General features: G+C 32.2%; 27 protein-coding genes. 7 read left to right on the forward strand and 20 right to left on the reverse strand.

Translation table 11 applies throughout. From position 1 onward, the window contains the following. Positions 1 to 3: 3 nt before the first annotated feature. From aat to ABD941_RS05850, 3 genes are all read right to left on the reverse strand, one after another. The gene (aat, locus tag ABD941_RS05840) at positions 4 to 627 is read right to left on the reverse strand and encodes a leucyl/phenylalanyl-tRNA--protein transferase (RefSeq protein WP_345273099.1); all 624 of its coding nucleotides are present in this window, start codon (positions 625 to 627) and stop codon (positions 4 to 6) included. A 101-nt stretch (positions 628 to 728) separates the two neighbouring features. After that, positions 729 to 1106: a DUF3127 domain-containing protein gene (locus ABD941_RS05845; RefSeq protein WP_345273100.1), complete on the reverse strand. Its 378-nt coding sequence runs from the start codon at positions 1104 to 1106 to the stop codon at positions 729 to 731. A gap of 77 nt (positions 1107 to 1183) precedes the next feature. Continuing rightward, positions 1184 to 2053, reverse strand: a complete 870-nt coding sequence (locus tag ABD941_RS05850) for a flavin reductase family protein (protein ID WP_345273101.1) — start codon at positions 2051 to 2053, stop codon at positions 1184 to 1186. Positions 2054 to 2174: 121 nt separating this feature from the next. Between ABD941_RS05850 and ABD941_RS05855 the strand changes: the two genes are divergently transcribed. Then, the gene (locus tag ABD941_RS05855; RefSeq protein WP_345273102.1) at positions 2175 to 3326 is read left to right on the forward strand and encodes a sensor histidine kinase; all 1152 of its coding nucleotides are present in this window, start codon (positions 2175 to 2177) and stop codon (positions 3324 to 3326) included. 2 nt (positions 3327 to 3328) lie between these two features. After that, entirely contained in the window at positions 3329 to 3679 is a 351-nt protein-coding gene (locus tag ABD941_RS05860; protein WP_345273103.1) for a hypothetical protein, read from the forward strand. Here the strand turns inward: ABD941_RS05860 and ABD941_RS05865 are convergent. Together ABD941_RS05865 and greA are read right to left on the reverse strand one after the other, a co-directional pair. After that, the gene (locus ABD941_RS05865) at positions 3674 to 4063 is read right to left on the reverse strand and encodes an HIT family protein (protein ID WP_345273104.1); all 390 of its coding nucleotides are present in this window, start codon (positions 4061 to 4063) and stop codon (positions 3674 to 3676) included. The two genes, ABD941_RS05860 and ABD941_RS05865, sit on opposite strands and share 6 nt — an antisense overlap. A gap of 51 nt (positions 4064 to 4114) precedes the next feature. After that, positions 4115 to 4588, reverse strand: coding sequence for a transcription elongation factor GreA (gene greA, locus ABD941_RS05870; RefSeq protein ID WP_345273105.1), 474 nt, complete (start codon positions 4586 to 4588; stop codon positions 4115 to 4117). Between the two features lie 173 nt (positions 4589 to 4761). Between greA and ABD941_RS05875 the strand changes: the two genes are divergently transcribed. Further along, on the forward strand, positions 4762 to 5193 hold the full coding sequence (locus ABD941_RS05875; RefSeq protein ID WP_345273106.1) for a hypothetical protein: 432 nt from the start codon (positions 4762 to 4764) through the stop codon (positions 5191 to 5193). 59 nt (positions 5194 to 5252) lie between these two features. Here ABD941_RS05875 and ABD941_RS05880 read toward each other — a convergent pair whose 3' ends face one another. The 8 genes from ABD941_RS05880 to ABD941_RS05915 all read right to left on the reverse strand — a co-directional run bounded on the left by ABD941_RS05880 (position 5253) and on the right by ABD941_RS05915 (position 12608). After that, positions 5253 to 7442, reverse strand: coding sequence for a TonB-dependent receptor (locus ABD941_RS05880; RefSeq protein ID WP_345273107.1), 2190 nt, complete (start codon positions 7440 to 7442; stop codon positions 5253 to 5255). A gap of 386 nt (positions 7443 to 7828) precedes the next feature. After that, complete coding sequence (gene arfB, locus ABD941_RS05885) at positions 7829 to 8236, reverse strand: alternative ribosome rescue aminoacyl-tRNA hydrolase ArfB (protein WP_345273108.1); 408 nt, start codon at positions 8234 to 8236, stop codon at positions 7829 to 7831. Between the two features lie 2 nt (positions 8237 to 8238). Continuing rightward, positions 8239 to 9786 (reverse strand): DUF4301 family protein, encoded by a 1548-nt coding sequence (locus tag ABD941_RS05890; protein ID WP_345273109.1) that lies wholly within the window; start codon positions 9784 to 9786, stop codon positions 8239 to 8241. Continuing rightward, positions 9786 to 10355 (reverse strand): AAA family ATPase, encoded by a 570-nt coding sequence (locus tag ABD941_RS05895; protein ID WP_345273110.1) that lies wholly within the window; start codon positions 10353 to 10355, stop codon positions 9786 to 9788. Before ABD941_RS05895 ends, ABD941_RS05890 begins: the two co-directional genes overlap by 1 nt. Beyond that, a complete protein-coding gene (pnuC, locus tag ABD941_RS05900; RefSeq protein ID WP_345273111.1) occupies positions 10316 to 10948 on the reverse strand; it encodes a nicotinamide riboside transporter PnuC in 633 nt (210 codons plus the stop codon). Before pnuC ends, ABD941_RS05895 begins: the two co-directional genes overlap by 40 nt. Next, the gene (locus ABD941_RS05905) at positions 10932 to 11192 is read right to left on the reverse strand and encodes a thiamine-binding protein (protein WP_345273112.1); all 261 of its coding nucleotides are present in this window, start codon (positions 11190 to 11192) and stop codon (positions 10932 to 10934) included. The genes pnuC and ABD941_RS05905 overlap by 17 nt, the downstream gene beginning before the upstream one ends. Positions 11193 to 11258: 66 nt before the next feature. Further along, positions 11259 to 11981 carry a phosphoglycerol geranylgeranyltransferase gene (locus ABD941_RS05910; RefSeq protein WP_345273113.1) on the reverse strand — a complete coding sequence of 241 codons (723 nt, stop codon included), beginning with the start codon at positions 11979 to 11981 and terminating at the stop codon, positions 11259 to 11261. Continuing rightward, a complete protein-coding gene (locus tag ABD941_RS05915; protein WP_345273114.1) occupies positions 11982 to 12608 on the reverse strand; it encodes a 4'-phosphopantetheinyl transferase family protein in 627 nt (208 codons plus the stop codon). Positions 12609 to 12740: 132 nt separating this feature from the next. On the opposite strand from ABD941_RS05915, the gene ahcY reads away from it, so the two are divergent. Next, the gene (gene ahcY / locus ABD941_RS05920) at positions 12741 to 14057 is read left to right on the forward strand and encodes an adenosylhomocysteinase (protein WP_345273116.1); all 1317 of its coding nucleotides are present in this window, start codon (positions 12741 to 12743) and stop codon (positions 14055 to 14057) included. An 87-nt stretch (positions 14058 to 14144) separates the two neighbouring features. Next, on the forward strand, positions 14145 to 14321 hold the full coding sequence (locus ABD941_RS05925) for a hypothetical protein (protein ID WP_345273117.1): 177 nt from the start codon (positions 14145 to 14147) through the stop codon (positions 14319 to 14321). A 46-nt stretch (positions 14322 to 14367) separates the two neighbouring features. Here the strand turns inward: ABD941_RS05925 and ABD941_RS05930 are convergent, their stop codons facing one another. Then, entirely contained in the window at positions 14368 to 14637 is a 270-nt protein-coding gene (locus ABD941_RS05930) for a hypothetical protein (RefSeq protein WP_345273118.1), read from the reverse strand. A 95-nt stretch (positions 14638 to 14732) separates the two neighbouring features. Between ABD941_RS05930 and ABD941_RS05935 the strand changes: the two genes are divergently transcribed. After that, positions 14733 to 15206, forward strand: a complete 474-nt coding sequence (locus tag ABD941_RS05935) for a DUF1569 domain-containing protein (protein WP_345273119.1) — start codon at positions 14733 to 14735, stop codon at positions 15204 to 15206. Between the two features lie 58 nt (positions 15207 to 15264). On the opposite strand, the gene rpmA is transcribed toward ABD941_RS05935, so the two are convergent. The 3 genes from rpmA to ABD941_RS05950 form a co-directional block, all read right to left on the reverse strand. After that, complete coding sequence (rpmA, locus tag ABD941_RS05940; RefSeq protein ID WP_054728409.1) at positions 15265 to 15525, reverse strand: 50S ribosomal protein L27; 261 nt, start codon at positions 15523 to 15525, stop codon at positions 15265 to 15267. A gap of 25 nt (positions 15526 to 15550) precedes the next feature. Next, complete coding sequence (gene rplU, locus ABD941_RS05945; protein ID WP_345273120.1) at positions 15551 to 16039, reverse strand: 50S ribosomal protein L21; 489 nt, start codon at positions 16037 to 16039, stop codon at positions 15551 to 15553. Between the two features lie 99 nt (positions 16040 to 16138). Further along, on the reverse strand, positions 16139 to 16588 hold the full coding sequence (locus ABD941_RS05950; protein WP_345273121.1) for a DUF4199 domain-containing protein: 450 nt from the start codon (positions 16586 to 16588) through the stop codon (positions 16139 to 16141). Between the two features lie 183 nt (positions 16589 to 16771). Between ABD941_RS05950 and ABD941_RS05955 the strand changes: the two genes are divergently transcribed. Then, positions 16772 to 17308: a heavy-metal-associated domain-containing protein gene (locus ABD941_RS05955; RefSeq protein WP_345273122.1), complete on the forward strand. Its 537-nt coding sequence runs from the start codon at positions 16772 to 16774 to the stop codon at positions 17306 to 17308. A gap of 70 nt (positions 17309 to 17378) precedes the next feature. Here ABD941_RS05955 and gldD read toward each other — a convergent pair whose 3' ends face one another. From gldD to ABD941_RS05970, 3 genes are read right to left on the reverse strand one after another with little or no spacing between them, the layout of a single operon-like run. Next, positions 17379 to 17960 (reverse strand): gliding motility lipoprotein GldD, encoded by a 582-nt coding sequence (gldD, locus tag ABD941_RS05960; RefSeq protein ID WP_345273123.1) that lies wholly within the window; start codon positions 17958 to 17960, stop codon positions 17379 to 17381. A gap of 1 nt (position 17961) precedes the next feature. Further along, a complete protein-coding gene (locus tag ABD941_RS05965) occupies positions 17962 to 19266 on the reverse strand; it encodes a gliding motility-associated protein GldE (RefSeq protein WP_345273124.1) in 1305 nt (434 codons plus the stop codon). Positions 19267 to 19319: 53 nt separating this feature from the next. Next, positions 19320 to 19772, reverse strand: a complete 453-nt coding sequence (locus ABD941_RS05970; RefSeq protein WP_345273125.1) for a single-stranded DNA-binding protein — start codon at positions 19770 to 19772, stop codon at positions 19320 to 19322. Positions 19773 to 19830: the final 58 nt, after the last annotated feature.

The following is a 19830-nucleotide window of genomic DNA, read 5'->3' on the forward strand; positions in this document are numbered from 1 at the left end:
GTATTATAAATACTCCATAAAAGTGTTCCTAGAAATGTCTTCAGCACCCAAACTTTCTAAATGGTTAGTATAGACCTGACAATCTATAAGCTTATAATTAGTATTCTGAATAAATGTTATAAATCCAACTTTACTAGCATTACTTTCCTTAGTAAACATACTTTCGCCACAAAACACATTATTGCCTAAATCAATACCATAAAGACCACCTACTAAAACATCACCACACCATACCTCAACAGATTTAGCATAGCCCATCTCGTATAGTTTTACATAAGCCGCTATCATACTATTTGTAATCCATGTATCGGTCTGTCCGTTTCGTTTTATTTTTGAACATTCTGTAATAACTGATTTAAAGTCTTTGTTAATGGTTACGGTATAATCTTTATTTCTCATAACCTGTTTCATACTCTTTGAAACTTTTAACTTTTCTGGAAATAAGACAAAACGCGGATCTGGCGACCACCATATAATAGGGGCATCGGATTCAAACCAAGGGAAAATACCCGACTTATAGGCAAGTAACAAACGCTTAACTGATAAATCGCCACCAATAGCTAATACCCCTTCTAATGAGGCTTCATTTACGTTAGGGAACCAAATATTTTCGTTTAGGTATTGCATATAGGTAAATATAAAAAACCTCAACGTTTGAATAAACACTGAGGTTAATTTTATTAAACCTTGAAACAAGTTCAGGGTAACGATTATTTCCTTTTGAGAATTTAAAAAGGTAAATCGTCGTGATCTTCTTCTTTTAAATCGCCAGCTGGCTCAAAAGCATCTGCTGGTGGTACTGGTGGCATGTTTGCTTCTGGGGTTTCAGCTTGTAATGCCTCAATTCTCCAACCTTGAATAGAGTTGAAATATTTGGTTTCTCCTTGTGGATTAACCCATTCTCTACCACGTAAATTAATGTTGATTTTTACTTGCTGCCCTACTTGGTAGCTATTCAATAAATCTGTTTTATCTTGAACAAATTCCACCATAATATGTTGTGGGTATTGCTCTTCTGTTGTTACTACAATTTCTCTTTTTCTAAACCCATTACTTCCAAAAGTTTGAGTTTCTCCAACCATTTTAATTCTTCCTTGAACTTCCATTTATTTTACTTATTTAATCTATATTAATTTATACTACTTTTATTGACTTCTCTCTGCAAAGCATAGAGAACTGTTTTTCAACTTAATAATATTTTCCAAGCACTTTCTACATCTCCAAAACTTAAATAATTTCGAGCTAGTTTATGCTTTTCTCTATGTGTAGCTGTTTTTATATTAGGGTAACGTTCTCCAACCTCCTCAACAAAATTTTTAATACTTTCTTCAGATGGTAAATGTTCTATATTTCCCAACATTCCTAAATCGTTTCCTGTTAGCACCATACTGTTTTTTATATGGTCTGGAAAACTATCAACTCCAATACCTAAGGTTGTTAATGGTTTTGGTATTTCAAAAAAACCCTTTTTAGCACGGCTATAATAACTTCCTCCTGCTCGAGCAACCAAATCTAATTTCTTTTGATCTATAGCTTCGTTTTCATCAAGAACTTCGTCATCTATATGCAGTCTAACAACTTCGCAAATAATTAAATTCCCTGCGCCACCTTCGGTCCCCAGTTTAATAATATCATTCACTTTGCACTCAAACTGTACTGGTGCTTCGGCCACGCGAAATGGTTTTACAACATCTGATTTTAACATGGTTAATCCCGATTTTTCAAACTCATTAACGTTTTCAGGATATTCCGTACTGCTTAATGACATTTGATGTACCATATCATAATTCACTACATTAATAACCACCTCCTTTGTTGCTTCAGCATTTTTTAACGTATGCTTAACTGTATTATCCCTAACACGTCTTGCAGGCGAAAAAATCATAATGGGCGGATTGGCACTAAACACATTAAAAAAACTAAATGGCGATAAATTAGAATTTCCATGAGCATCAATCGTACTAGCAAAAGCAATTGGCCTTGGTGCAACAGCACTCAATAAATAACCATGTAATTTACTGGTTGATAATGTTTTTGGATCTATTGACGGCATTAATTTTTTTAATTTCAACAAATGTAACTAAACTATAACTCATCTAAAAACCGATTTACTAACAACTTGCGCAATAATATTAACAGATTTGCATTATATTACAAATCAAATTTAATTGTTAATGATTTTCACTAAACATAGCAATGCATTCCGTTGGATAATTATTATAGCATCTTTCGCTATTGTTTCACTTATTTTATGGAAAACCTACGAATTCTTCCAGCATTTTAAAGACGAGGAACGCACCAAAATGGAAAATTGGTCGTTGGCTCAAAATGAATTTATTAATTCTGATAATACCGCTAATCTAGGGCTTACTTTACAAATATTAAATAGTAACAAAACAACGCCCATGCTTGTTATTAATGAAGATGGAAGCTTGGGTAGTCATAATAATGTTGATGACACAAAAATTAAAGATTCACTTTATGTTAAAAAATTAATTTTAAAGTTTAAAGAAGAAAACAAACCCATACCTGTAAAACTAGGGAATATCATTGTAAGCACTATTTACTATGGTAACTCACCATTATTAAACAAATTAAAGTATTATCCTTTGGCATTATTGCTCATTGTTTTCCTCTTTGGTGCCGTTATCTTCTTTTTTTATAGTAGTAACAAAAATGCAACTCAAAATAAACTATGGTCTGGCATGGCTAAGGAAACTGCACACCAAATTGGTACACCTTTATCCTCTTTAATTGGTTGGACTGAACTATTAAAAACCGAAAACGTAAATCCAGATTATATTGTTGAAATTGAAAAGGATGTTGAGCGTTTAAAAACCATTACTGAACGTTTTAGTAAAATAGGATCATTGCCAACTTTAAAGGAAACTGATATTATTAAAGAAACCATTGAGTCTTATGATTATTTAAAAGCCAGATCATCTAAACTTATAGATTTTGAGCTTATAATCCCTGAAGGTGAAATTCCCGTAAACCTTAATAAGCAGCTTTATAGTTGGGTTATTGAAAATTTAGTAAAAAATGCTATTGATGCTATGAAAGGCAGGGGTAAACTCAGTGTTGAAATATCCCAACTTGAAAATAATGTAAAAGTGAGTATTAGCGATACTGGAAAAGGCATTTCCAAAAAGAATTTTAATAAAATTTTTGAGCCTGGTTTTACAACAAAAAAACGAGGTTGGGGCTTAGGGTTATCGCTCACCAAACGGATTATTGAAGATTTTCATAATGGTAAAATAAAGGTTTTAGAATCTGAAAAAGAAAAAGGTAGCACGATACAGATAAATTTAAAACGCGCACATTAGTCATGTCTGAAAAACTAATTGACATAAAAGAAGTCACTCTTAAAAATAACTGTCCTGAATGCTATAACACTAATGGTTTGCGATTGATGTTTAAACAAAAAATAGTAGAAACTAAATTTTACAAATCGATTACTTCTGAAATTAATCATGAAATTACATGCAAAACCTGTAACTCTATTATTTACCCTGTACAATGGACAGATGATATTGATCGCGTTTTTGAATATCAGAAAAGGGCTTTTGTACCTAAAAAATCATCAACTTTTCTAAAAAAAGCATCTTGGGTTGTTATTATAGGATTTTTACTTTTAATTGCAACACTTCTGTTTGCAGTATTTTATATAAAATTATAACTTAGACTTAATAGCTTCTGCTAATTCTTGAAAAGCTTCTGAAGATAATTTTACTTTTTGGATAAATCTGGCATCTTCCATAGATTGCAATGGAATTAAATGAACATGTGCATGTGGCACTTCCAATCCAATAACACTTACACCAATGCGCTTACAGGGCACTGCTTTTTTCAAGGCCAATGCTACTTCTCTTGAAAAGGACATTAATCCATTATAAGTGACTTCATCTAAATCAAAAATTTTATCAATTTCTTTTTTAGGTATACAAAGTGTATGCCCTTTAGCATTTGGATTAACATCAAGAAACGCTAAAAAATCTTCCGTTTCTGCTATTTTATAGCAGGGAAGCTCTCCGTTTACTATTTTAGTAAAAATTGAAGCCATAATTTTATATTTAAAAGATTTCCATTTTTACGGAAATGAAAAAACCTGTTTTTATCTAGAAATTTCAATAATATCAAATTTCATAATACCATTTGGCACTTGAATTTCTGCCACATCACCAACGGACTTACCTAATAACCCTTTACCAATTGGAGAGTTTACCGATATTTTTCCTGAAGCTAAATCTGCTTCGCCATCGGCAACTAATGTATAATTCATTTCTATACCATTAGTTTGGTTTTTTATCTTCACTTTAGATAAAACCAACACTTTAGAATTATCTAATTGCGATTCATCAATAACACGAGCACCAGCTAAGGCATCTTCTAATTTAGAAATTCGCATTTCTAACATCCCTTGCGCTTCTTTTGCGGCATCATATTCTGCATTTTCACTTAAATCGCCTTTATCTCTTGCTTCGGCAATAGCTTTAGATGCTTTTACACGCTCTACATCTTTTAGTTGCTTCAGTTCGTCTCTTAATTTTTTTAGCCCTTCAGGTGTATAGTATGATACTTTACTCATAACTTCATCGTTTTACTTAAATAAAAGATGCTGAAAACTCACCTCAACAAAGTTGGTGTTAGAGTTCAGCAAATAAAAAAATCCCGCTTACACGAGATTGTATAACAAATATACAAAATATTTAAGTCAATTTACTTTTTGTTGTACATTGCATTTTAATTTTTATAAAATTTATGAAATCTATTTTTTCCATTATATGCTTCTTTTTTTTAATGTCTTGTAGCAGTAATTCTGTTGATGATAGAAATTGTAGATTCTTACTTGATATTAGTGTTAATGAAACTATAAATCTCAATTTTCCAGAGTTCAGTCAGCTAAAATCTATAAATGTTCCTGTTCACATACCTCTCATAGGTGGCAAGGATGGTATTATTGTAAACAACACAGGATCGCGCTATGTTGCCTTTGATGCTACTGACCCAAACCATATACCTACTGACTGTTCTTTTTTAAGTATCAATGGTATTATTGCTAAATGCAATTGTGAAGATGGAAATGAATACAGTTTATTGGATGGGATACCTGTAGGAAATACGGGTACAACATGTGCCTTAAGAGGCTATATTGCTCAAAGAAATGGAGATGACCTTTCTATTTTTAACTAAAAAAGCGTGACCGATATAATACCAACCACGCTTACACTTCGCAATCCCTAATTTATTGCTTAAAACTTTAATGTAGCTCCTAATAAAAAGTTTGTTGTAGCTTGGGGATAAAACCCTGAAAAATAACCTGTTGTAGTTCCTGTTGGACTTGTTGTATCATCAAAATCAAAAGACCCAAAATACCCATTAGAAACATATTTTTTATTAAATATATTATTTACTAAACCAGACAAAACTATAGCTTTAAACAGTTTATTAGTTTTGATTTCATAATTAATATTAAAATCATTCACAAAATAACTACTTAATTTAGAACTTTCGTTATCAATATTTCCCATATACTGCTCTCCAACATATTTACTTAAAATTGATAGCTGAATGTTTTCTACAGGAAAGAAATTAAGAGCATTACCAATAACTAATTCTGGTGAAAATGATATATTAGTATTGCCTAAATCTACCAATTCACCATTAATGGTCGTATTGAAGTTTTTATTTTTATTAGTACTTAAAGCCACATTAGTAGATGTACTAAATGCTTTGCAGAACTGAATGTTAGCATCAACTTCCAAACCTAACCTAAAACTTTTACCACTTGTTGCTCTTATAGGGCTCCCAACATCATCTAACTCCCCTGTTAGCACCAACTGATTTTCGTAAAACATATAGTATAAATTTGTGTTTACACTCACTTTTTCTCTATTGTAGCGCCAACCTAATTCAATATCATTAAGTGTTTCGTTTTCAGTTACTCCTGCTTCAAAATCATCACGATTTGGCTCTCTATTTGCTCTTCCATAAGAGCCATAAAAACTGTTAAAGTCATTATTTTTAAACGTTAATCCTACTTTTGGGTTGAAAAAGCTAAAATCTGCATCTGTAACAAACACATCTCTATCTGAATTTAACCCATTTGTTTTATAACTTACAAATCGTCCTTGTAAATCTATATATCCTGTAAACTTTTCAGATAGTTTAAATGTAGCTTTAGAAAAAATACTGAAATCGTTTTTAGTGGCATCGCCTTCATAATAACGATCTCTAATATTGCCATTCTCAGAAAACTGTTTTGCCCAAATCACTTCTCCAAAATGATCACCATCATAAGAGCTATAGGATAAACCTGAAATAATTTCCAAAGTATTCTTTTTATAAGTTAGGTTGGCATTCAAAACATAAAAATTATTGTCTAACCATCGCCTTCTAATTACATCAGTAATTGGCACATCAACAGGGTTTCCATCTTCATCTTCATCTACTCTAATATCTGTAGGTAATACGATACCGTTATATAGACTTATATCATCAATATCATCTTCAAATTGCTCAAAATACCCCTTTCCTTTGGTATAGTTTAATCCAAGATTCATAGACCAATTATTATCAAAACGCTCATTCCAATGTAATTGATAGTGGTCTTGCCAATAATTATCGGTTTCGTTTTCATAAGTGTATGGGTTTTGGCGACGGTTTTCTTGTAATTGATCCGCTGTTAAACCAAACCAAGATTGATAGGTTTGTTCTGTGTTTCCAAAAGTCAAAGCTTTAATTAAGGTATTATCATCTTTATAGACACCTTGTATAAAATACGAGCGTAAATCTGTAAAAGCACGATCAACATAACCATCAGAATTTATTTTTGAAAACCGTCCAGAAATTTCAAAATGGTCATTAAGCAATCCTGTACTTAATTTTACAGTGTGTTTTCTAGTTCCAAAACTTCCAAAACTATTAGATATTTCACCTGAAGCATCTTCAGAAAAGGCATCAGTTAGTAAGTTTAAGCTAGCACCAAATGCACCCGAACCATTAGTAGACGTTCCTACACCGCGTTGTAATTGCAAGCTTTCTGTTGATGATGCAAAATCCCCTAAATTCACCCAAAATGTACCTTGACTTTCTGGATCGTTATAGGGAATTCCGTTAATGGTTACATTTACACGTGTGGCATCCGTTCCACGAACTCTAATCCCTGTATAACCAATACCCGCACCGGCATCACTTGTAGTAACTACCGAGGGCAAAAAATTTAAAAGCACAGGAATATCCTGTCCTAAATTACGCTTAGCCAATTCTTCCTTGGAAACGTTAGAGTGTGTAATTGGAGAGTCTCCGTCTACACGTACTGCTTTTACTAAAACTTCATCTAGATTTTCTGTTTTAGTTGAATCTTGTTGGACTTGATTTTGTTGTGCACTGGCACTGACTGATAACACCAAGAGTGTTAAAAAAAGAAAAATGTTTTTCATTACGATTATGTTTATAATCGAATAAAAAGAGGTAATTATTCTTTATTGTTATTAATTGGTTTTAATTAATGATTACACTGAAACACGTTCAGTAAAACATTATAAATTCCTTAGCAGCATTACCCGCTCAGGTTCAATGGGTATGATCTCAGCTGTAGAAATTTTAGATTTTAGATTTATGATTTTAGATTTATGCTTTTTTATCATTAATCGTCAATCAAACATCCTGAATCGTCAATCCGTTAGCACCCCTTTTTTGAGAACGCTACAAATATATACTAGATTTATGAATTTTGATTTACGATTTACGATTTTTTTGCACTGCTTAATTCTTCTTTTATAAAGTCGAAAAGCTTAATCTGGAACTTTTTAATAACATCTTATTTTTAGTCGATGTCTGGCCTTCTTCTATTTGCCTTTTTATCAGATATATTCCGTTTGTTCTTCAATCGTTTTCTAATAACTGCTTTTGGAATTTTAGTCGGAATTCTTCTTTTAGGAATAATTAAGGATGTGGTTATTAATACTAAAAACCGTTTTATAACAAGCTCTTTGTTTTTATGCTGACTGCGACTCTCATCACATTGTAGTATGAGAAGATTGTCTTTGGTTAACCGATGTTGAAGTTTACTTTTAAGCCGTTCTTTTTGCTCTTCATTAAGTGCAAATGATTCTGATAGATTAAAATTCAGCTCAATTTTTGATGATACTTTATTTACATGTTGACCACCACTACCAGAACTCCTTATGGCTTTAAAATTTAACTCCTTTATTAGTGCTTCTTCATTAAACATAATTAAGCTTGATGCTCAGGTTTTAACAGATCGTTTACGTTTTTAACGGGATTAAAAGTCTTTAGCGGGACTTCAACAAAAATAGAGTTCCAATAAGCCATGCTACCATTCCATAATCCAGGAAGTTCTAAGGCTTTTATATCAACACCGTTTTGTGTCTTCATGGTTATAAAAGCCGCTTCTGGGTCTACAAAATCCTTAAGATCGAATTTTTGGCCTTTATAATTTCTAACTCCGCAAACTAAATCTGTTGGATTAAAATGAGTGGCTTTGTATACTATACCTTGTTGATTTTTTCTTCTAAAATCAATTTGAGCAAATTCTACTATTTGTAATGATATATTACCGTTTTTATCTTTAACCCAAAACGGGCCACCTCCTGGTTCACCTTGATTTTTAACCATGCCGCATACACGGATAGGTTTATTTAACTTTTCTCTTAAATACGTTGTTTTTTCTTGAGGTGTAAATCCATCGAAATCACCATTGACAGACACATTTAATCTATAACGCAAAAATAAAGCCATGACTTTGAAATCTGTTTCAGTTAAATTAGCCTCATCCAATTTATGTAAATAAGAAAATGTTTTTTGTTGAATCTCTAGTAATACGCCTGCCAATAACTTCTTGTAATTAGAAACCTCAATATTTTTATCCAAAACAACGATATTGTCTATGTTTTTGATAAAGATTATATCGTTATTTAATTCGTTTAAATTTTCTAAAAGCGCTCCATGGCCAGCTGGTCTAAACAGAATAGAATCATCTTCATTTCTGTATATATCCCCTTTTGGGGTTAAGGCTATCGTTTCTGTAGCTTCTTTTTGATATGAAAACGTAATATCAAATTTTGTTTTGGTTTGCTGCTCTAACTCTTCTTTTATTTTAGCAAGTTCTTCATTAAAATAATTGTGATGTTTTTCTGAAACCGTAAAATGAAGCTTGGCATTATTATTTGATGATGCATACAACGTCGATTCAAACAAATGTTCCTGAAAAGCAGTGATTGCTGTGTCTTCATATTTATGAAATGGCAATAAACCTTTTGGCAGAAAACTATAGTTAAGTCCTTTTTCATCTAGCATTGTTTTTACAAATTCAAGATTCTTTTCGCCTTCTGACAAGTTCTCATAGTCTGGATTTACTAGCTTGGCTTTTGATATAACAGCATTGTAAAACGGAAATACTTTTAGGCTACCAAAAAAAAGTGTTATTAATCTATCATTATGTTTTTCAGCATAATCTTCAATGCTTTCTTTTGAAGGTTTAAAGTGTTGTAAAAACTGAAATAAAAATTTAAACATTCTTGTAGCTGCACCAGAAGCTGGCACAAATTTTACAATAGATAAGGCTTCTTGATTTTCTTCATATAATTCAATAAAATCTTGAATTTCCTGTTCTTCATAAGATTCAATCCCTCTTCCTACTGTTGCAGCAGAAACCAAATGTGAATAAGACATCCCATTTTTTAAACGTAAAACCTGAGCATTAACCTGCTCAATGGTTATGTCTTTACTTTCTATGTGCTGAATATCATTATCTGAAAACATTACTCTTTCTCTTTTAATAATCTATCTATATGTTTAATTGCAGTTTCAAGTCGCTCTTTTTTATTGCCTTTAAGCAATACGTAAGGTCTTTTGTTTTTTATTAATTCATTTTGAAAAGCTTCAAACATGGCTTCTCTATCCTCTGGCTTATCCCGTAAATCATCCGCTTCCCAAGGTGTGTCAATATAAGTTAAAAAATATAAATTGTAAGTGTTCTCTAATGCATATTTTTCAAGAAGAGGATCACAGCTTCCTAAATAATAGGCTTCTGAATACACTTTAGTTTCTAGTAAATCGGTATCGCATATTAAAACTGAATCTGTTTTTTTAGCCAACTTATTTTCTAATTTTATTTGCCCTTTTGCAATAGGCAATAAATCGTCGGGTTCGCATGTTTTTCGTTCGTTATTCCATTTCTTTTGTAGATACTCTCGTGCATATTCTGGCACCCAAACCGAATTATAATGACGTGCTAATTGACGTGATAAGGTTGTTTTTCCTGTTGACTCTGGACCAAATAAAACTACTTTTACACAGTTTGATGGTTTTTGCTTATATTTTTCTTCCATGCTAAATAACCAAAAATGGCAATAAATGTAAATCCTAGATATTGTAAACTTGTAAATGTAAAGCCCTTATAAAAATATAAAGGCACTGAAATGATATCTCCAACTATCCAAAAAATCCAATTTTCTAATTTTCGTCGAGCCATTAACCACATGCCTACAAAAAATATGGCTGTTGTAACCGTATCAATATACGCTACCCAGTTTGTCCATTTACCAAAGGTTTTATAAACTATATAAACAAACAATAGGGTTACTAAAAATATAGCTACGCTTACTTTTTTTTCGTTTAATGTTGTTTTAGAAATAGGCGTGACATGTGTTTCGTCCACTTTCCTAGTCCAAATATACCAGCCATAAACGCTCATTATAAAATAATAAGCATTTATCATCATATCTCCCAACAATTCCCATTTTAATAACAAATACACAAAAATTACGGTGCTGATCATTCCTGTTGGGAACACCCATATTTTATTTTGTTTTGAATACCATACGGAAAGAAACCCAAAAACAACTGCTACAATTTCAAGAACAATATCGACAGTTTCATATTCTGAATATTGCCCGAAAAAAAAATCAAAAATGGGGCTCATAATCGTGTCTATCGGATTTTACAATTTTTATATATAATAAGCCTCTTTCTATCAGTTCAAAAGCCTCTTTTATTTCGGTAGTAAGCACATGCATAACATTGTCATAGTCGCCATAAACCTGGGTGCTTAATGGGTTTTCCAAGACCTTTAAATTTGATGCTCTTAACTTTTTAATAAAATGAATGATGGCTGGTTCAAAATCATCATGCAAAGGTGTTAACGTTAATTCTACGGATATTTTCATGTTTTTTAGATAGTAGAAAAAGAACGAAGAAAAGAGAGATGACTTATCCTTATTCTATTTTTATTTTTATTTTAAATTGTCAAAAAACGATTCATCATCTTCAAAAGCCGTTCCAATAACTACTAAATCAGCTCCTGAATTGAATGCGTTTTCTAATTGGTTTTTATTTCTAATCCCACCTCCTACGATTAATGGTATTTGTAATTCTTTTTTAACTTGACTTATGAGTGTGTTTGTTAAGGGTGCTTTAGCACCGCTTCCTGCTTCCAAATATATTAGTTTCATACCTAACAGTTGGCCTGCAATTGAAGTATCTACTATATTTTCAATATCGTTTCTAGATATAGGTTTGGTTTCTGTTACGTTTTCTACTGCTGTAATTTTTCCGCTTTCAATTAAAATATACCCTGTAGGTATGATTTCTAAATTTGTGTTTTTTAGTTTTGAAACTGCTTCAACATGCTTACCAATTAAATACGTTGGATTTCTTCCAGAAATTAGTGATAAAAACAACAAGGCGTCTGCATGCTCAGTAATTTGTGTTACATCACCAGGAAATAGAACAACGGGTAAAGCAGTGTGCTTTTTAATTTCTAAAACCAATCTATCTGTAGCATCGTCATCAACAGTGCTTCCGCCAACAAAAACGTATGTTGCTATGGATTGGTTAACTTTTTCAATAAAACGCTTAGTATTTTTAACTGAAAATTTATCGGGATCTATTAAAACCGCTAATAGTTTTTTACCTTTTAAAATAGAACTTTGTATGTTTTTATAAATGGTTTTCATTTAAACTATGGCATAGGCACATGTAAAACCTTCAAACTCTAAAAAGTGAATGTTATATCGATATTTTTTGCTTTTATAATCAATCCAAGCTACTGTTTCAGTATCGTTAATTGTAAACGGGATGACCAAACAATGTTGTTTAAAACTCAATCCTGGCATACTGAACAGCTTATACAAAGACTCTTTTACACACCAAATGGCTGTTAACTCTTTTATATAATCCGCTCCATCTTTATTTAAATAATCCTGTTCATAATCAATAAATTTATGAGCTATAATAGTTATTTTATCTCGCTGTTTTTCAATATCTATACCTACTGTTAAATCGCTAACTATAACGGCTGAAAAATTAAAAGAATGTGTTATCGATATATGTTTTCCATCTTTTAAATGTGGTTTTCCGTTATCATCATAAAACAAATCAGCATCAACATACCCAAATTCTTGCAATAAGTGGCGAACACTTAAAAAACCACGCTGGTGCAATTCACTTTTCATGCCTAAAACACGATTTAAAGCTGCTGGTTTCAAGTCCACTTTCATCATTAAATGTTCATAAGACTCGGTAATCTTCCAGATTTTAACAGTAGTTTGTGAATTTGGAGTAATGGTTTTATATAAAGGCATTTAATATTCTAAAAGTTAATGGTTATCTTTGCACCGCCTAAGGCGGATTAAATTATTTGGTTAGCGAATTTAACCAAATTAAGGACCATTCGCAATCAAGTTTTAGGTTTTTAAACAAAAGAAAAAAAGACTATGAGTACAAAAACAATTCCTTACGTAGCTAACAAAGTAAAAGATATCGCTCTTGCAGATTGGGGACGAAAAGAAATAGACTTAGCCGAAGCTGAAATGCCTGGTTTAATGAGTCTTCGTGAAGAATACAAAAATGAACAACCTCTAAAAGGCGCACGTATTGCTGGCTGCTTACACATGACCATTCAAACGGCGGTTTTAATTGAAACTTTACAAGCTTTAGGTGCTGAAGTAACTTGGAGTTCTTGTAACATTTTCTCAACGCAAGACCAAGCTGCAGCTGCTATTGCAGCCGTTGGAACTGCTGTTTACGCATGGAAAGACATGACTGAAGAAGAATTTGATTGGTGTATTGAGCAAACCTTATTTTTTGGTAAAGACAGACAACCACTAAACATGATTCTTGATGATGGTGGCGATTTAACCAATATGGTTTTAGATAAATACCCTGAATTAGCCGCTGGAATTAATGGCTTATCTGAAGAAACGACCACTGGAGTTCACAGACTTTACGAGCGCGTAAAAAACGGAACCTTACCAATGCCTGCTATTAACGTAAACGATTCTGTTACTAAATCGAAATTCGATAATAAATACGGTTGTAAAGAATCTGCTGTTGATGCCATTCGTCGTGCAACTGATATTATGTTGGCCGGAAAGCGTGTAACTGTTTGTGGTTATGGTGATGTTGGTAAAGGTACTGCTGCCTCTTTTAAAGGTGCTGGAAGTATTGTAACGGTTACTGAAATTGATCCTATTTGCGCATTACAAGCTGCTATGGACGGTTTTGAAGTTAAAAAATTAGAAACTGTTATAGGCAATACCGATATTGTTATTACGACTACAGGAAATAAAGATATTGTTCAAGCACGTCATTTTGAAGCTTTAAAAGACAAAGCTATTGTTTGTAATATTGGACATTTTGATAACGAAATTGATATGGCTTGGTTAAACGAAAACCATGGTCATACCAAAAACACGATCAAGCCTCAAGTGGATAAATATACTGTTAACGGAAAAGATATTATCATACTTGCCGAAGGACGTTTAGTAAACTTAGGTTGTGCTACAGGACACCCTAGTTTTGTAATGAGTAACTCGTTTACAAACCAAACTTTAGCGCAAATTGAACTTTGGAATAATGCCGATGCTTATAAAAACGATGTATACATGTTACCAAAAGCATTAGATGAAAAAGTAGCAAAATTACATTTAGAAAAAATTGGCGTTGAACTTACTGAACTTCGTGAAGAGCAAGCTAGTTATATTGGTGTGACTGTTGATGGTCCATATAAACCAGAACATTACAGATACTAAGAGTTTTAGAGATAGCAGAAAATTCAAAAAAATAAATTTCAAGTCCCAAGCAGTAATGTTTGGGATTTTTTTTGTTTTAAACTGAAAGTGGTCTTATACCACAAAAAAGCGTTATGGGCTAAGGGTGCGCGCTACCGTGTTAATAACAAAAAACTTCCTGGCAAACCCGATATTTCTATTCAAAAATACAAGTTATCTATTTTTATTGATGGTAAATTCTGGCATGTTTGTAATTGGAAAAAAAGAACTCAAGACATGTATTAATGATGTGATGTATATTTTTTACTGGAGAAAATCCTTAAATAAAAAACTAATCCACCATATCCTCCTCAAAATACCACCAAAGGCTAGAGTCAATGGATTGCTTCATTTTATTAATATCTATATTTTCTTTTAAGAATACTGTAATATTTTCACCCACTCGATTTTGACCAATACTTTCTCTTATTTCAATCATTTCAATCTCATTAAAATGCTCTAAATGCTTTTTAATTCTTCCATCTAAAGATTCATCACTCAAAAAAATCTTAATGGTAGGTTGCGTTGGGGAGTTTCTAATTTCGGATCTAAACGGCAGCATAATCAACAAATTTCAAGTTAGACAATATATATTGCGAATGCAATACTCTAAAGTTAAGCATTTATTTAATATCTTTTTAAAATAAATTTTTATTTATGGACAATAAACGCATCCCTATTTTAAATAATCTATTATCTCAAATTGAAGAAAACATTCCTCATAAAGAGCAAAAAAAGCCTTCTATTTCTAAAACCAATGTAGGTTGGCAGCTAGACCACACTTTAAAAGTTATAAATGGAGTTTGTGGCATCATGATAAAAACCAACCCTAATAAATACAAAAAAGATTTTAACATGATACGAACGGTATTATTCCCTTTATGCTATATTCCTAGAGGGAAAGCTAGAGCTCCAAAAATGGTGTTGCCGCCAGATATTATTTTAGAAGAAGACTTATTAAACCAGTTACAAAAAGCACGTAACCATATTACAAAAGTGAAACCACTACCACAAAAATCACATTTTAAGCATCATGTTTTTGGTATGTTAACAAAACAACAAACACTTCGTTTTTTAGAAATACACACCAAACATCATTTAAAAATTGTGAATGATATTTTGAAGCATTAAAAAACCCCTTCTGTAAACAGAAAGGGTTTTTAATAGTTTTAAAAGAAAAACTTATTTCCTAAACCTCAAAAGGCTCAATAGAAACATAAGATTTATTATCTTTTTTCTTTGTAAATTTCACAACACCATCAACGTAGGCATGTAATGTATGATCTTTAGAAGAGTATACATTTTCACCTGGGTGATGTGTATTTCCTCTTTGTCTTACGATAATGTTTCCAGCTAAAGCAGCTTGACCACCAAATATCTTAACACCTAAACGTTTCGATTCTGATTCTCTACCGTTTTTCGAACTTCCGACTCCTTTTTTATGTGCCATTTTATTTCGATTTTATATTTTAATATTAACTTAAAGCAGCTATTAAATCGGCTTTCTTCATTGAAGAAATACCCTCAATACCTTTAGCTTTAGCCACCTCTTTTAATTCAGCAACCGTTAATTTGCTTAAATCTTGAGTAGCTTCTTTTTTCGGTGCAGCTTTTTCAGCATTAGGCTCAACTTTTTTAGCTGGCTTAGCTCCCGAAGCTACAATGCTTTCGATTACAATTTCAGATAAAGATTGTCTGTGTCCGTTTTTTACACGGTAACCTTTTCTTCTTTTTTTCTTGAAAACTATAACTTTATCACCTTTAAGGTGTTTTAAGACTTTGGCACTTACTTGTGCTCCGTCTATAGCCGGGGCGCCTACAGTTACTTTGTCACCATCACCTAAAAGAAGTACGTTGTCGAAAGACACTTTCTTACCTTCTTCTGTTTGTAAACGGTTAACAAAAACTTTTTGGTCTTTTTCAACTTTAAATTGATGCCCTGCTATCTCTACAACTGCGTACATAGCGTAACGTTTTTATTAATTAATTTGTTCAAAATGAGCCTGCCTACTGGAAGGCGGGTGCAAATATACTGCTAATTAATTAATTTACAAATGTTATCATTAATTTTGAGCAATATTTCTGGTCTTTTTAAAAAGCTGCATAACTGTTAGTGCTGAAACGACTGTTGTTGCAAAGCCCATAACAGCTACAACAAAGGTTACCATACCAATATCTGCATTAAAACCACCTGTTATTTTTTGAAGCAATTCAGGCAAAAACGCAGCGTTTATTTCAGTAGCATAGAACAAAAAGAAAACGGTAAAGACTACAGTAGCAATAAAACCTGTAATGATACCTGTTTTGAAACCCTCTGTATAAGAGAACTTGTCTTTGTTTTCAAGCTTACTCAAACGTGTAGCTTCATAAATCCCTAATCCTGTTATAATGGCGTTAACAAAACTAAATGCAGGGTTTGTGTGTTTGCCAACCATTGCTAAAACCAAAAAATAGGCTATTAAAACGGCACTAGTAACTAAACCAAAACGAATAGGAAGCGATAAATTTTTCATAATTAAACGGAATTAATTCTCTTAAATTTCGTGAAAAATCCTGAATAAAAATAATTATTAGGATTTTTTTGAATCAAATATTTCATTCTCTCATGTTATTAGAATCATAAAATTTTCCTTTTTAAGGCACAAAATCACTTTATTTAGTAGCTTTGTATTTTACATATATAAAACATCTATTAAATGAAAACCATAACACATATTTTTGTACTAATACTAATTACAGCTTTTACATTTAGCTGTAAAAACGAAGTAAAACCTGAGGTTAAAACTGTTGAATTTGAAACAGTTAAAGAATTAGACCCCAATGCCACTTACGCCAAAGCAGAATTTACAATTGATGGTATGACATGCGCTATTGGTTGTGCTGCAACTATTCAAAAAAAGATTTCTAAAATGGAAGGTGTTAAATCTGCTACTGTAGATTTTGACAAAAGACTTGCCATGGTTGAATACAACGATGCTAAAGTGACACTAGCATTGCTTGAAGAAACCGTAACTAAAGTTGCTGATATTTACAAAGTAAGCGACATGAAAACTGTCGATGATTTTTCAACCCAAAAGACATGTGCTGCAGATTGCACTAAAGCATGCTGTGCGAATAAAGACAGTAAAACTTGCGAACCTGATTGTAAAAAAGACTGCTGTAAAAAAACAGACAACAAAACGGCTTGTGCTGCAGATTGTAAAAAAGCTTGTTGTACTAAAAAAGAGGCTTAATCTTTAAAATATAACATCCAAAATTTTGGGCAGTTTGAACAAAAAAAGACTTCTTGAATAGGAGTCTTTTTTATTTCCAAGTAACCGTTTCCATAATATGTTTAATATCCTTCTGCAAATAGTTAGCAGCTGGTAAAATAGAATCGTAATTAGGTCTTGCATAAAAATACAAAGAACCTGTTAAAAAATGATTCACACTATCGGTTACATAAAATTGTGCCGGTGATGCTACATTGCCTTTTACTTCAGCAAATGCGCCATACACTTTCCTTTCATCATTTATGTAAGGAATTACTGGAATTTCATCAGCCTTTATCGTGTGTTTTTGAGTAAGGTTTTGTGCATCTCGCAAAAAATCTATGAGATTTTTTTCATTCTTTTCAATTGCTTTATAAGTCAAAAAGATAGTGCCTTTTAGTAATGGGTATTCTAAATTAACCCCATAACTTTTTGTTTTTGTAATAACTTTTTTCGACTTAACAGGTGTTGCCAAAATATTGGTTTCAAATGAAAATGGCAACTCTAAATTAGTATCAACATACTTCGCTTTTGGGTATTCTAATCTTAAATAGGCTTTAGGCTTTGGCACATAATCTTCACCACAAGAAATACATAATAATACTAGAAAAAGAAAAGAACTATATTTTACCATTTTAAAGTATTGTGAATTTAACGAGTTTAATACGTTTTTTGTCCATAGCCTCAATAGTAAAAACGTAATTTTCGAAATTTATTTTACTATTCATCTTTGGAAAACTCTTAGATATTTCTAAAACAAAACCTGCAATAGTTTCGGCCTCACCTTTATTTTCTTCAAAAAGAGTATCATCTTCTGCCTTAATGATTTTATAAAAATCTTTTAAAGCGGTCTTGCCTTCAAACACATAATTATGGTCATCTAATTTAGAATACATTAAATCTTCATCATCAAACTCATCACTTATATCGCCAACAATTTCTTCAATAATATCTTCCAAAGAAATCAATCCTGAAGTACCTCCGTATTCATCAACTACAACAGCTAGGTGTACTTTCTTTTCTTGAAATTCAGCCATTAAATCATCTAACTTTTTATTCTCTGGCACAAAGAAAGGCTCTCGTAATAAAGTTGTCCAATCAAACTGTTTCCTATCTATATATGGCAATAAATCCTTTACATATAAAATTCCTTCTATGGTATCCATACTATCTCGATACACTGGAATTCTTGAATAGCCATGTTCAATAATCTCTGGCATAATTTCAAGATATTTTTGCTCAATATTTAATGCAAAAATATCAATACGCGGACGCATAACTTGTTTTGTATCGGTATTTCCAAAAGAAACAATGCCTTGTAAAATCTTATGTTCCTCTTTAGTGGTATCCTCTTCACTTGTAAGCTCTAACGCTTGAGATAATTGGTCTACACTTAAATTTGATTTTTGCTTTCCTAATTTATTATGAATAGTTAATGTTACCCCTCGCATTGGTAAACTAACAGGCGATAAAACAACATCTAAAACCTTAAGTGGATAGGCCATAAAGGTGGCGAATTTTAAATTGTTTCTGCTCGCATAAATTTTTGGTAGTATTTCACCAAAAAGCAAAATCAAAAACGTAACCACCACGACCTCTACCAAAAATTTAATTTTAGGGTTAGCTAGATTACCAAACATAAAATCACCTAAAAAAGCAAACAGAATAACAATGGCTATATTAATAAAATTATTAGCTACTAATATGGTAGCCAATAGTTTTTTAGGGCGTTTTAAAAGTTGAGACAAAATTTCTATACGTTTAGAATTTTGCTCTAAACCTTCTTCTATGTCGCCTCTATTTAACGAGAACAAAGCCACTTCAGCACCAGAAATAAGTGCAGAACAGACCAAAAGCAAAAACAATAATGCAAAACTAAAAACAACTGAAATATCAATTGAACTTATTAGAAGTATAAAACTCGCAGGGTCAGGATCCAATTACTATCGGTTTAGTTAAACATGCCATCCTCGATAAGTCATCGAGTGTATTGTTAAAATGGAAGATCATCATTGACTTCTGCACTAGGTTCGTTACTTGGTTGTGGATCTGTTGCAGGTTTTTGAGCTGCAGGCGGTGTATTTGATGGGTTATTATTACCACTTTCTTTCTTTGTTGATAGAAACGTAAAATCATTACACTGAATTTCAGTTGAGTACCTATCATTGCCCTTATCATCTGTCCACTTTCTGGTTTTCAATCGGCCTTCAATATAAACTTTATCGCCTTTGCTCAAGTATTTTTCACAAATTTCAGCAGCTTTGTTTCTAACAACTACATTATGCCATTCAGTATTTGTAATCCGTTCATTGGTTTGCTTACTTACATAAGTTTCATTAGTAGCCAAAGGAAAGCGGCCAACACAACCACCGCCTTCAAAATAATGCATTTTTATTTCATCGCCTAAATGCCCTATTAGCATTACTTTATTTAATGTACCTGACATAATTTATTTTTTTAGAAAAGGCAAAAATAGCCAATTGTACTTCATTTCTTTAAAATTA

It is taken from the genome of Flaviramulus aquimarinus (assembly GCF_039543205.1).
Lineage (GTDB): Bacteria > Bacteroidota > Bacteroidia > Flavobacteriales > Flavobacteriaceae > Flaviramulus_B > Flaviramulus_B aquimarinus.